General features: G+C 68.5%; 11 protein-coding genes. 7 read left to right on the forward strand and 4 right to left on the reverse strand.

From position 1 onward, the window contains the following. Window positions 1-958, forward strand: a 958-nt coding sequence (locus tag OO70_RS46260) for a DUF2637 domain-containing protein (RefSeq protein WP_043686313.1), incomplete at its 5' end; no start/stop codon positions are given. A gap of 78 nt (window positions 959-1,036) precedes the next feature. Here OO70_RS46260 and lysS read toward each other — a convergent pair. Beyond that, complete coding sequence (gene lysS / locus OO70_RS46265) at window positions 1,037-2,779, reverse strand: lysine--tRNA ligase (RefSeq protein ID WP_043686315.1); 1,743 nt, start codon at window positions 2,777-2,779, stop codon at window positions 1,037-1,039. Window positions 2,780-3,150: 371 nt separating this feature from the next. Here lysS and argS point away from each other — a divergent pair, with 371 nt between their 5' ends. The 5 genes from argS (at window position 3,151) to OO70_RS46295 (ending at window position 10,129) form a co-directional block, all read left to right on the forward strand. Continuing rightward, window positions 3,151-4,917, forward strand: coding sequence for an arginine--tRNA ligase (gene argS, locus OO70_RS46270; RefSeq protein ID WP_043686318.1), 1,767 nt, complete (start codon window positions 3,151-3,153; stop codon window positions 4,915-4,917). A gap of 532 nt (window positions 4,918-5,449) precedes the next feature. Then, the gene (locus tag OO70_RS46280; protein ID WP_043686322.1) at window positions 5,450-6,445 is read left to right on the forward strand and encodes a helix-turn-helix domain-containing protein; all 996 of its coding nucleotides are present in this window, start codon (window positions 5,450-5,452) and stop codon (window positions 6,443-6,445) included. Window positions 6,446-6,805: 360 nt separating this feature from the next. Next, window positions 6,806-7,198, forward strand: coding sequence for a hypothetical protein (locus OO70_RS46285; protein ID WP_158711609.1), 393 nt, complete (start codon window positions 6,806-6,808; stop codon window positions 7,196-7,198). 657 nt (window positions 7,199-7,855) lie between these two features. After that, window positions 7,856-8,170: a DUF2690 domain-containing protein gene (locus OO70_RS56405; protein WP_407702896.1), complete on the forward strand. Its 315-nt coding sequence runs from the start codon at window positions 7,856-7,858 to the stop codon at window positions 8,168-8,170. A gap of 33 nt (window positions 8,171-8,203) precedes the next feature. Next, a complete protein-coding gene (locus OO70_RS46295) occupies window positions 8,204-10,129 on the forward strand; it encodes a glycosyltransferase family 2 protein (RefSeq protein WP_043686327.1) in 1,926 nt (641 codons plus the stop codon). 22 nt (window positions 10,130-10,151) lie between these two features. On the opposite strand, the gene OO70_RS46300 is transcribed toward OO70_RS46295, so the two are convergent. Further along, window positions 10,152-10,391 (reverse strand): DUF2283 domain-containing protein, encoded by a 240-nt coding sequence (locus OO70_RS46300; RefSeq protein WP_043686330.1) that lies wholly within the window; start codon window positions 10,389-10,391, stop codon window positions 10,152-10,154. Window positions 10,392-10,441: 50 nt separating this feature from the next. Between OO70_RS46300 and OO70_RS53265 the strand changes: the two genes are divergently transcribed. Then, on the forward strand, window positions 10,442-10,543 hold the full coding sequence (locus tag OO70_RS53265; protein ID WP_078651837.1) for a DUF397 domain-containing protein: 102 nt from the start codon (window positions 10,442-10,444) through the stop codon (window positions 10,541-10,543). Between the two features lie 21 nt (window positions 10,544-10,564). On the opposite strand, the gene OO70_RS46305 is transcribed toward OO70_RS53265, so the two are convergent. Beyond that, complete coding sequence (locus OO70_RS46305; protein ID WP_043686332.1) at window positions 10,565-11,950, reverse strand: FG-GAP and VCBS repeat-containing protein; 1,386 nt, start codon at window positions 11,948-11,950, stop codon at window positions 10,565-10,567. A 140-nt stretch (window positions 11,951-12,090) separates the two neighbouring features. Beyond that, window positions 12,091-12,348: a hypothetical protein gene (locus tag OO70_RS46310; RefSeq protein ID WP_051742286.1), complete on the reverse strand. Its 258-nt coding sequence runs from the start codon at window positions 12,346-12,348 to the stop codon at window positions 12,091-12,093. Between the last annotated feature and the right edge of the window lies 1 nt (window position 12,349).

A 12,349-nucleotide genomic window follows, 5' to 3' on the forward strand; every position in this document is an offset into this window, starting at 1 on the left:
CATCACCGCCGACAAGCACATGGAGGGCGTCCGCCTCACCCGCTGGCTGCTCTCCCCGATCCCGACGTTCCTGCTCTGGCGCCGCATGAAGCTGTGGGAACTCCGTTCCTACGAGCAGGTCATCAAGCTGGAGCAGGACCGCCTCGTCTACCAGGCCCGTCTGCACTCCCGCTTCGGCCGCGCCTGGCGCCGCAAGGCCCCGGTGGAGTCCATGATGCCGCTGCGCCTGGCCCGCTACGGCGTCCCGCTCGCGGAGACGGCCCCCTCGGGCCTGGCGGCGGCGGGCATCGAGCCCGTACTGCTGCCTCCGGCACCGCAGTTGGAGGTGTCCCGCGAGCCGGAGCCGACGGCACCGGCCCTGCAGAACAACCCGGCACCTGTCCGCGAGCAGCTCCCCGCTCCCGGCGCGAACGAGCCGCCCCGGCAGCCGGACTACGTCGAGCAGCAGAGCCCGTGGCTCCAGGCGCGGGACCCGCAGACCGTCGCGTACCAGGGCGGCTACGACCCGACGTACGACCCGGATGCCGCGTACCAGGAGTGGTACGCGGAGCAGCAGCAGGCCGAGCAGTTCCAGCAGTACGAGGAGGAGCAGCAGCGGTTCGAGCAGCGGCAGCAGTTCGAGCAGCAGCCTTTCCCGCAACAGCAGTTCCCTCAGCAGCAGTTCGAGGAGCCGCCGGTCACGGAGCCCTCGCCCGAGGACACGGGTACGTTCCCGATCCCGGCGGGTCCCGGCCGTACCCGTGAGCTGGGTGAGGGCGGCGGCACGGAGCTGACCGAGGAGGACTACTACCTCGTCTTCAAGAAGTCGATAGACGGCAGCTATCCGACGTCGGGCCAGTTCAGGGGTGACGTGGAGGCCACGTACGGCATCACGCTCCCGCAGCGCGAGGCCGACCGCATGGTCAACCGCTTCACCAACCGCCACACGGCGGAACTCCAGGAAGACCACATCGCGTAGAGCGTTTCCGCTACGACGACGGGGGCGCCCGGTGCCATCGAGCACCGGGCGCCCCCGTCGTCGTAGAGCCGGCCGGGTCTACTCCCCCAGGAGCCTGCGCACCCGCTCCTGTCCTACCGCGAGCAGCAGCGTGGGCAGGCGGGGGCCGGTGTCGCGGCTGACGAGCAGGTGGTAGAGGAGGGCGAAGAAGGTCCGCTGGGCGGTCTTGATCTCCGGCGGGAGTTCCTTCGCGGTCGCGTCGGCGGAGAAGCCGGCCTGGACCTTCGGGACGCCGTAGACGAGGTGACTCAGGCCGTCCAGGGACCAGTGGTCGGCGAGTCCGTCGCTGAGCAGTCGCAGGGACTGCCGGGCGGGCTCGTCGAGGGACTTGAGGAGTTCGGTGTCGGGTTCGTCGCGCACGATGGTCCGCTGGTCGGCGGGGACGTGCATGTTGATCCAGGCCTCGGCCTTGTCCAGCCGGGGGCGGACCTCGTCGAGGGTGGACAGGGGGTTGGCCGGGTCGAGTTCGCTGAGGATGCGCAGCGTCTGGTCCTCGGCTCCGGCGGTGATGTCGGCGACGGACGCGAGGGTCCGGTACGGCAACGGGCGGGGTGTGCGCGGGAGTTCACCCTCGGCGGTGCGTACGGCACGCGAGTGCGCGGCGATGTCGGCCGGCAGGGCGGACCCGTCGGCGACCTTGGCGTCCAGCTTGTCCCACTCGTCGTAGAGGCGCTGGATCTCCTGGTCGAAGGCGATCTTGAAGGACTGGTTGGGGCGGCGGCGGGCGTAGAGCCAGCGCAGGAGCTGCGGTTCCATGATCTGGAGCGCGTCGGCCGGGGTGGGGACCCCGCCCTTGCTGCTGGACATCTTGGCCATGCCGCTGATGCCGACGAAGGCGTACATGGGCCCGATGGGCCGTTCGCCGCCGAAGATCCCGACGATCTGCCCGCCGACCTGGAAGGAGGACCCCGGAGACGAGTGGTCGACGCCGGAGGGCTCGAAAACAACCCCCTCGTAGGCCCAGCGCATCGGCCAGTCGACCTTCCACACCAGCTTGCCGCGGTTGAACTCGCTGAGGAGGACGGTCTCGGTGAAGCCGTCCTCGGTGCAGACGTACGTCAGCTCGGTGGTGTCGTCGTCGTACGCCGTGACGGTGGTGAGGTCCTTGCCGCAGGCGCCGCAGAAGGGCTTGTACGGGAAGTAGCCGGCGGAACCGGAGCTGCCGTCGTCCTCCTCGGCCGCGCCCGACCCTTCCTCGGCCTCCAACTCGGCCGCGTCGACGGCCTTCTGCTGCTGCTTCTTGGCCGGGGCCTTCTTGGTGCGGTACTGCTCGAGGATCGCGTCGATGTCGGCGCGGTGCTTCATGGCGTGGAGGATCTGCTCGCGGTACACCCCGGAGGTGTACTGCGCGGTCTGGCTGATCCCGTCGAACTCCACGCCCAGCTCGGCGAGGGAGGCGACCATGGCGGCCTTGAAGTGTTCGGCCCAGTTCGGATACGCCGATCCGGCCGGGGCGGGCACGGAGGTCAGCGGCTTGCCGATGTGCTCGGCCCAGCTCGCGTCCGTCCCCTCCACCCCGTTCGGCACCTTGCGGTAGCGGTCGTAGTCGTCCCAGGAGATGAGGTGCCGGACCTCGTGCCCTCGGCGGCGGATCTCGTCGGCGACGAGGTGCGGGGTCATGACCTCGCGCAGGTTGCCGAGGTGGATGGGCCCGGAGGGGGACAGTCCGGACGCGACGACGACAGGTTTGCCGGGGGCCCGACGCTCCGACTCCTCGATGACCTCATCCGCGAAACGGGAGACCCAGTCGGTGGTCTCGGTGCTCTGAGCCACGATCGGCACGTCCTTCTTTCTGACACGGGGCAGCCGGTACGGTCGCACGACTGACCCTGCCATTGTCCCAGGCGACCCGACATCCACGAAAACGGCTTTTCCAAGGCCGTGACTCTGAAGCGGGCCCTGGGGGTGGCGGGGTTTTCGGGTGCGGGCCGGTGGGGGCTGGTCGCGCAGTTCCCCGCGCCCCTGAGAGGCGGCTGCGCCGCCATCCAGGCCTCAAGCCCCCCCACGGCCCTTGGATGGCGGCGCAGCCGCCTTCAAGGGGCGCGGGGAACTGCGCGACCAGCCCCCACCGGCCCGCAGCCAAAAAACCGCTTCACCCCCCGTGGGATACTGACCGTGTCTACCAAACCCACGAGGAGAACGGCTCCCACCCCATGGCTCCGGTCACGTCGCTCACCGACCTAGTCCACCAGCGCCTCGCGAACGCCCTCTCGGCCACCCTGCCGGAGGCGGACGCGGACCCCCTGCTGCGACGGAGTGACCGAGCGGACTTCCAGGCGAACGGCATCCTCGCCCTCGCGAAGAAGGCCAAGGCCAACCCCCGGGAGCTGGCGACGCAGGTCGTCTCGCACATCACCACCGGTGACGTGATCAAGGACATCGAGGTCTCCGGCCCCGGCTTCCTGAACATCACGATCACCGACAAGGCGATCACCGAGAACCTGGCCGCGCGCTACGCCGACGACACGGCCCGCCTCGGCGTGCCCCTCGCCGCGCACCCGGGTACGACGGTCATCGACTACGCCCAGCCGAACGTGGCGAAGGAGATGCACGTCGGCCACCTCCGCTCCGCGGTGATCGGCGACGCGCTCGTCCAACTCCTGGAGTTCACCGGCGAGTCGGTGGTCCGGCGGCACCACATCGGCGACTGGGGAACGCAGTTCGGGATGCTCATCCAGCATCTGGACGAGCACCCGGGCGAGTTGGACCACGGCGGCGCGGAGATCAGCGGCGAGGAGGCGATGTCGAACCTCGACCGGCTCTACAAGGCGGCACGCAAACTCTTCGACTCCGACGAGGAGTTCAAGACGCGGGCCCGGCGCCGGGTCGTGGACCTCCAGGCGGGTGACCCCCAAACCCTCGCCGCGTGGCAGAAGTTCGTGGACGAGTCGAAGATCTACTTCTTCTCCGTCTTCGAGAAGCTGGACATGGAGATCCGGGACCCGGACATCGTCGGCGAGTCGGGTTACAACGACATGCTGGACGAGACGTGCCGCCTGCTGGAGGAGTCCGGCGTCGCGGAGATCTCGGACGGCGCGCTGTGCGTGTTCTTCGACGACATCAAGGGCCCGGACGGCAACCGCGTCCCGCTGATCGTCCGCAAGTCGGACGGCGGCTACGGCTACGCGGCCACCGACCTGTCCGCGATCAGGGACCGGGTCTTCCACCTCAAGGCGACCTCGCTCCTCTACGTCGTCGACGTCCGTCAGTCCCTGCACTTCAAGATGGTCTTCGAGACCGCGCGGCGGGCCGGCTGGCTGAACGACGACGTGACGGCGTACCAGCTGGCGTTCGGCACGATCCTCGGCAAGGACGGCAAGCCGTTCAAGACGCGTGAGGGCGTGTCGGTGAAGCTGGAGGACCTCCTCGACGAGGCGGTGCAGCGCGCCACCGCGGTCGTACGGGAGAAGGCCGAGAAGGTGGGCCTGTCCGAGCAGGAGATCGTCGAGAACGGCCGGTACGTGGGCATCGGCGCGGTGAAGTACGCCGACCTGTCGACGTCCGCCGTGCGGGACTACAAGTTCGACCTGGACCAGATGGTCTCGCTGAGCGGCGACACGTCGGTGTACCTGCAGTACGCGTACGCCCGTATCCAGTCGATCCTCCGCAAGGCGGGCGAGGCCCGTCCGCTGGCCCACCCGGAGCTCGAACTGGCCCCGGCGGAGCGGGCGTTGGGCCTGCACCTGGACCAGTTCAGCGAGGTGGTCGCGGAGGCGGCGACGGAGTACGCCCCGCACAAGCTGACGGCGTACCTGTACCAACTGGCGTCCACGCTCACGACGTTCTACGACCAGTGTCCGGTCCTCAAGGCCGAGACGCCGGAACAGCAGGAGAACCGGCTGCTGTTGGTGGACCTCACGGCCCGGACGCTGCACCGGGGGATGGATCTGCTGGGTATCCGGACGCCCGAGAAGCTCTAGGCACACTCGTTCGTGGTCACGCATCGCGGCCCGCCCTCTCCCCCCGAGAGAACGGGCCGCGGTCGTCAACGGCGGTGACTTCGGATGCCTGTTGGCTCGGAGGCGCGGCCGGCGTCCAGGACTCCGCCGCCGGCACCCAGATGATCGACCACGTGGCCGCCACTCTCGGCATCGACATGGAAATCGTCCAACGCGCCCCCGGGGCCAGGGTTTTCACCCCCATACCGAGTGAGTCCACCATCTCCTGGCACGACCCCACCTGCTGGCACTCAGCCCGCTCAGCCCGCTCAGCTCGTCGGCAAGCGGGGCCTTCTCCAGGTGTCGATGGACTGGTTCCAGCTCGTCTTCAGCCCCGTGGGGCCTCCCGCCGAGAGGCGACCGCCCTCCGCACACGGCCCCGGCTGGTCTCCCCCGTCCAGCGGGGGCTCCAGTGGCTCCCGGCAAAGTCGCCACGCTGACGTTGGTGTTCAATCCTCCTGTGATGCTGAGCTCCGGACCGTGACAGGAGCGGCATGGCAAGCGGAGGAAAGCGATGCATGAGACGGTGCTCCGGACCGAGGACCTACCGGTGGCGGACCGGTTCGAGGCCTGGCGTGAATATCTCCTCAAGACCCATGTGCCTGTGGAGCTCTCGAGCGAGCATGCGTCCGACTTCCGCGTGACCGATCGCGTCCTGAGCCTCGGGAGCGTGGCGGTCAGGTCAATGCATGCCCCACCGGTGACCGTACGGCGGACACCGAAGCTCGTCCGGCAGTCCGATCCCGAGGCGTACCAGGTATCGCTCCTTTGCCAGGGCAGCATTGACGTCATCCAGCAGCAGGGCCGAACCGATCGCCGCGCGACGCACCACCCGTACGATCTCGTACTCCTGGATACCTCGCAGCCCAACGAATCGCGGGTCAAGACCGACGAGGGCAAGGGGAGCCTGACCGGGTTCTCGGTCCTTGTTCCCAAGGCTCTGCTGTCGGTGCCGCCGGACAGCGTCGACAGGCTCCTCGCGCGGCGTATGCCCGGCGGCGAGGGAATCATCGCCCTGCTCTTCGGGTTCATCACCCAACTGACCACGGACACCGCCTCATACGGACCGGCCGACGGTCCCAGGCTGGGGACCGTCGTGGTGGATCTGTTGTCGGCGGCTCTTGCCCAGGTGCTGGAGATGGAGAACAGCCTCACTCCAGAGGCCCGCCGGCGGACGCTGACGCTGCATATCGAGGCCTTCATCCAGCAGAACCTGCGCGATCCCCGACTCACGCCGGAGACGGTGGCGGCTGCCCACCACATATCCGTCAGCCATCTGCACCGACTCTTCCAGGAACGGGGCATCTCGGTGGCCGCGTCGATCCGCCGCCGGCGCCTTCAGCACGTTTGCGCCGACCTGGCCGACCCCGCGACGGCCACCGTGCCCGTCCACACCGTCGCCTCCCGGTGGGGTTTCACGGACACCGCCCACTTCAGCCGGACCTTCCGCCGTGAATACGCGATGACGCCGCGGGAGTACCGCAGCAAGGAATGCCCCGTCATCGTGTAGACGCAATGGCGAGACTTGTATGTACGCGTTGGCGATGACTGGTACGCGGGCAGTCCCGCATCCTGGCGAAGTCATACGTTCGCGAAGGAGTGGGGCGAGCATGTCGCCTCGGAACCCCTGTCCCACTGACTCCGAGCTGTTGCTCCGGATTGACAGATGCCGATGGCCATGGACCCTATTTCCGCCGCTTACGTCGATTAATGCACCTTTGTCGCTTCTGCAACAGGAGATCCTCGCGTGAAGTTTCGTAGCCCAGCAGCGGCTGGACTGGCCATTCTCGGGGTGGTGGCGGGCTTGAATGTCGCGGCGGCACCCGAGGCGAGCGCAGCCGTCAAGTGCGATAGTCCGTACACCAAGCACGTGGCCCACAAAGCCATCAAAAAGGGCAAGACGACCATCGGCTACCTCGACGTCTACAACACCGACCGACTTGTCTGCGTCTACGTGACCGCCAAGAGCAAGACCAACACCAAGGGCATCGGCGCCTTCATGGCCGACGGGCTGGACAACAAGCACGACCAGGGCAAGGGCTCGCCCGAGCCGACCAAGACACAGTGGAAGAACGGCTGGGACGCCGTGGACTTCAGCACCAAGTACCGCGTGAACGCCGGGCCCGCCGAGGACTACGACAACGGCATTGTCTTGGCGTTCGGCCAGATCAAGAAGGGCAGCAACTGGTACTCCACCTACTACAAGGACGATGCCAGTTGCAGCTACGACACCTGGTCGGAACTGAAGAAGGACTGCGTCTGACCCGACGGTCCGACGATTACGGCCTGTGCGTGGAGCCTCCAGACACAGGCCGTGCAGGGCTCGATCACCCGACCTCACCGGCGCGGCTCGCCGAACAGATCGCGACCCCGGTGTTGCCGCACGGCCAACCGTCGTTCACACCGGCTGGGGCAACTGCACCTCGTCTTCCCCGCCGTCAGCGACTGCGCGCAGGGCATGCGCCCACGCGGGCTGATCGCGGCGTCGGCTTCCTCGAACCGGTCCAAGGCCGACCAGGCCCCGTCCCACCTGGCTGCCGCCATCGGCCGGCTACTGGTGTCGATACGTCACCAACCGGGTGGCCGACAAGACCCGCTACCAGCTCTCGGTCGATGCGAGTGAGGAAGCCGCCCTGCGCCCGACGCTCGCCAACTCGCGCGACGTCCCGGTCAGAGTCGTCCTCGCCCACTGACACGGGCAGGGCCCGTCACCACGGGGGTAGGTGACGGGCCCTGCCCGCTAGCACGGTGCCACAGCCTATGGCGGCGGAGTCTCCGAGTTCGAGGATCAGGTCGAAGAACTCGCCCTCCGGACGGGCGGCGGGGGCGCGGCGGACACCGCCGCGGCCGCAACTCCCGGCCCCGGCTGCGCCCTCGACTTCCGTACCGGTATCGGAGAGCAAGCGAGCCGGGCACCGAGGTGTGGCCGCGCCGGCAGTGCTCGCGTCGGTCTGCGCCGTGGCGACAGGCGGCGTGGTGGTCGCCCTGTTGCTGCTGCGGCTCGGCGTGCGAAGGCAAGGACCCGATGACCATGTGCTGCGCCCCCCAGCTGGACACCCTCGCCACTCACCGGACGACCACCGGAGCCTGGATGGAGCTACGGCACAGCAGGGAGTGCGGGACGACCTGGGCACGGACGTGGTGCGGGCGGATCGGGGACCGGATCGAGATGAGCGTGCCCGGCCGGGCGGGCGCGGTGCATGGGGCCGAGGTGGGGAACGAAGAAGTGCTTTGACGGGCGTGTCAGGTAGGTGTGTAGGGTCCTTGAATGCCGAGAGTCAAGGTCAGCGTGATCGTTCCCGTCTACAACACCGGGAAGTACGTCGACGAGTGCGCGCCGTCGCTGCTGGGGCAGAGCCTGCCGGCCGACGAGTACGAGGTCGTCTACGTCGACGACGGTTCGACCGACGACACGCTGAGCCGGCTGCGGAAGATCGCCGCCGGGCACCCGAACGTCCAGGTCCACACCCAGCCGAACTCGGGCTGGCCGGGCGCCCCGCGCAATCTCGGCATGCGGCACGCCAAGGGCGAGTACATCCAGTTCGTCGACCACGACGACACGCTCGGGCCCGAGGCCCTGGAGCGGCTGTACGAGCACGCGAAGCGGAACGACGCGGACGTCGTCCTCGGCAAGATGTCCAGCACGATGGTGCGGCCCCGGCGGCTGTTCCGGCACACGGTGGACGCCTGCACGATCGAGAACGACGAGCTGATGCAGAGCATGTCGCCGCACAAGATGTTCCGGCGGGCGTTCGTCGAGGAGCACGGGCTGCGGTTCCCCGAGGGGCCGTGGATTCTCGAGGACCTGGCGTTCGTGAGCGCGGCCTATCTGGCGGCGGAGCGGATCGCGATCCTCGCGGACTATCCCGTCTACTACTGGATGAAGCGGGACGACGGCGGCAACAACACCCGGCACCGTTTCGACCCCCGGCACGGTTTCTGGGCCAACACCCGCACGATCATCGGCCAGATCAAGGAGGGCACCGCTCCCTCCGAGGACATCGACGCCCTCCAGAACCGCCTGCTCCACCGCCTGTACCACGTCGAGATCCTGTCCCGGGCCCGTGAGCCCGAGATCCTGCGCGAGGACCCGGCCGAGCAGCGGCAGCGGTTCGAGGCGGCGCGGGAAGTGGCGCGGGAGGAGTTCCCGCCGGCCGTACGGGAGGGTCTGCCCGCGGTGTCCCGGCTGCGCGCCGAGCTGCTGGAGTCCGGCGACTTCGACGGCGCGGTGACGCTCGCGGAACGCATCCGCGAGGTGAAGGCCCGCAGCGAGGTCGGCGACCTGCGCTGGGAGGACGGCCGCCTGGTCGCGGACGTCACCCTGGACCTGCTGCGCGGCGACGGCGAACCGCTGGTCCTCGTCGAACGGGACGGCAAGCAGTGCCTCGACCCCGAACTGTTGGACGGCGTACCGGGGACGGAGAACGGCTGGGAGGTCCCCGACCCCTTCCGGCTGGCGTACGCGGAACTGGTGGTGAAGGACCGGGACCGCGAGGACTGGTGGTACCCGGAGGGCGACCTGTCTCTCGACCTACGACCGCTGGGCGAAGGCCGTTCCCAGCTCGTCGCCTCCGGGCAACTGCGCCTCGACCCGGAGCGGCTGGCGGGCGGCGGTCCGCTGGAGCGCGGGGTGCACGACGTGTGGGCGTTCGTCCAACTGCTGGGCGTGGACCGGATGGTGAGGTTGACGGGGACAGGTACGGCAGGTGCCCCGGCGGCGGCCCCGGCCCTCACCGGCGGCAGACTCTCACTCCCGTACTGGACGGGCAGCGGTCAACTCGCCCTCGATGTCGACCAACGGCAGCGCAAGTTCGGCCCGGACACGGCGACGGCCGCCGCGACGAACGCCGAACGGGGTGAACAGACCCTGCCCCTCTCGTACTTGGCGGCGACGGCGGACGGCACCCCGGCCCGGGTAAAGGTCACCGTCAGGACGCTGGCAGTGGAAGCCGAGTTGCTCCCCGGCACCCCCACGGCCCAACTCCGCCTCCCCACCCGCCTGAAGCTCCCGTCCGGCCGCCACCCGGTCACCCTCCCGAAGACAACCGGCCCGATCGCGTACGCGGTCGTCCGCAACGGCACGGTGCTCCGGCTGGAGGGCCCGGCGTACGAGGGCGGGGGCGGCCGGCGCTTCCTGGACGCGCTCGCGGACAACCGTCAAGTGCGGCGGGTGCGGGGGCGGTTGGGCCGCTAGGCCCCTGTCCGGCAGGGTCGGTTCAAGGCCGCTCCAAACGCTCCGCGCCGTCCAGCATGTATCGGGGAAGTTTTGTGTCGGCCGCCAGGATTTCGATGCCGATGAGTCGCCCTTCCGCATCGAAATCCAAATTGATCATCCCGTCCACGTCGATCGGATCGCACGGATACATGCGCGCGGACGGGACGGTCACCTGCGGCTCCGTGAAGTAGACATAGGCCGCATTGACCACCGGGTCATAGGTAACCCGCACATCCGCCATATCAGTTCGGCCCCTTCGCAGCTTTCAGTCGGGCAATAGCCAGGAGACCAATGAGCACCGGACTTCAGTGGTTCAAGTCGAGCTACAGCAACGACGAGGGCGGCGCCTGCGTCGAGGTCACCGCCTGGGCCGCGTTCACCGCCAGCCGGTAGTCGGTAGTCGGCTTCGGGCAGTTACTGCGGGAAGTCCGCGCGCACGGACAGTTCCCGGGCGTCGGACGCCGTCACGCCGGTCGTCCCGGCGGGGAGCAGAACGCTGGTGTCGTAGTTCTCGTACTGGTCCGAGATCAGGAGGTCGGCGTAGCCGTCCCGGTTCACATCGCGGAGTCGGACGTGGATACCGAAGGCCGCCTGCGACACGGCGTTGCCCGGCACACCCGCTGTCGCACGGCTGAACCACCGCGAACCCGCGCCGGTCAGACCGCTCCGGCCGCCGCGCAGGACGTGGACGCCGCCCGCCCCGTTCGCGGAGCCCACTTTCTCGTACGGCACGCCGACCGCGAGGTCCGGGTAGCCGTCGTGGTCGGTGTCGCCCGCCGAGACGGAGACACCGAACTGCTCGTCCTTGGCGGCGGCGGTGGCGACACCGGCGGTGGACTGGCTGAGACGGTATGAACTCGCGGCTCCCCTCGTTCCACCGCGCAGCACGACGACCGATCCGGCGTGCTTGTTGTACGGGGTGTCGCTGACGGCGAGGTCGCCGTAGCCGTTCTTGTCGAAGTCGGCGATGACGCCGGTCGGGCTCCAGTCCGGTGCGGTCGTGTCGTACGTCGTGAACGTGCCCGCCTTGATGGTGGAACCGCCCTGCAGGAACCACGCGGCCTGCGTCATACGGCCGTTCTTCTCGCCCTGGCCGAGCACGTACAGGTCGGTGGCCTTGTCCTTGGTCACTTTGCCGGCGACCAGGCCGGTCGGCTCGAACACGTGGGTGACGCTCGGCTGGGGACGGTGTGTGGTGACCTTGCCGGTGGTGCCGGACTTCGAGAAGCCGCCCCGGTAGACGTACACCTTCTCGATGTCGCTGACCGCGAGGTCCGGCTTGCCGTCGCCGTCGAAGTCGCCGGCCGCGAGGGACCAGCCGAACTCGTAGTCGGCGTGGGGTGACCTGAGGGGGAGCCGGGTCGCACTGGACGACAGGCCGGACCTCGATCCCCACACGATGGTGACGGTGCCCTGCGCGGCCCGCGTGGCGACCTTCTCGGTCTTGTCGGCGACGGCGAGGTCGGCGTACCCGTCCCGGTTGAAGTCGGCGGTGGCCAGCGACTCGCCGAACGCGTCGACGTATCCCCCGGCGTCTCCGGACTTCCCGGGTATCCCCGGGCTGTTCTGCGTGATCGTCCTGCTCATGCTCCCGGGCCCGCTCGCCGTCCCGTACGTCACAGTGAACGAACCACTGTCACCCACCACGTAGTCGCGGTAGCCGTCACCGTTGAAGTCATCGGCGTACTTGGCGGGGGTGGCGGCACTCGCGGCGCCGACCGAGAGGGTGACCAGCCCGCCGATGAGCGCGGCGGCAACGGCCGTCGCGAGGGCGATACGGGAGGTCGTGCGTCTGAACATGCGTTTCTTCCTGTGCTGTTGCTCGGCGGGCCGTCGGCGGAACCCGGCACGGATCGCCGGACCCTGGACTCGGTCACGGACAACCGGCAGGCGCGGCGGGAGCGGTTAGGGCGCCAGTGAGGGGCCGCCCAACCCGCGCCTCACTCGCTTTCGGTCATTCCAATACTGAAAGGAACCCTTCGGATGAATTCCGCAGAATGCGGATCGGATTCAGCCGAGGCCACTCTGTCCAGTAGTTGCATGAATTCGAGCCGCTCCGCCTGCGTGAGCTTGAGCAGTTCGTATCCCATGCTTTCCAGGCCGCGGACAGCTGTATCCGGGTCCACTTCGTCCGGCTCGGATTCCTCCAACAGCATCATTGCGGCGACAACCGCCCTGATCAGGGGTTCCGCATTCATT

The sequence above is a fragment of the Streptomyces xylophagus genome, assembly GCF_000716435.1.
Lineage (GTDB): Bacteria > Actinomycetota > Actinomycetes > Streptomycetales > Streptomycetaceae > Streptomyces > Streptomyces xylophagus.

Excerpts from the sequence above, each read along its gene's own strand:
- OO70_RS53265 (WP_078651837.1), top strand. The coding sequence starts at position 10,442 with ATGAGCACCGGACTTCAGTGGTTCAAGTCGAGCTACAGCAACGACGAG.
- OO70_RS46310 (WP_051742286.1), bottom strand. The coding sequence starts at position 12,348 with ATGAATGCGGAACCCCTGATCAGGGCGGTTGTCGCCGCAATGATGCTG.
- OO70_RS46295 (WP_043686327.1), top strand. The coding sequence starts at position 8,204 with ATGCCGAGAGTCAAGGTCAGCGTGATCGTTCCCGTCTACAACACCGGG.
- argS (WP_043686318.1), top strand. The coding sequence starts at position 3,151 with ATGGCTCCGGTCACGTCGCTCACCGACCTAGTCCACCAGCGCCTCGCG.
- OO70_RS46280 (WP_043686322.1), top strand. The coding sequence starts at position 5,450 with ATGCATGAGACGGTGCTCCGGACCGAGGACCTACCGGTGGCGGACCGG.
- OO70_RS46305 (WP_043686332.1), bottom strand. The coding sequence starts at position 11,950 with ATGTTCAGACGCACGACCTCCCGTATCGCCCTCGCGACGGCCGTTGCC.
- OO70_RS46300 (WP_043686330.1), bottom strand. The coding sequence starts at position 10,391 with ATGGCGGATGTGCGGGTTACCTATGACCCGGTGGTCAATGCGGCCTAT.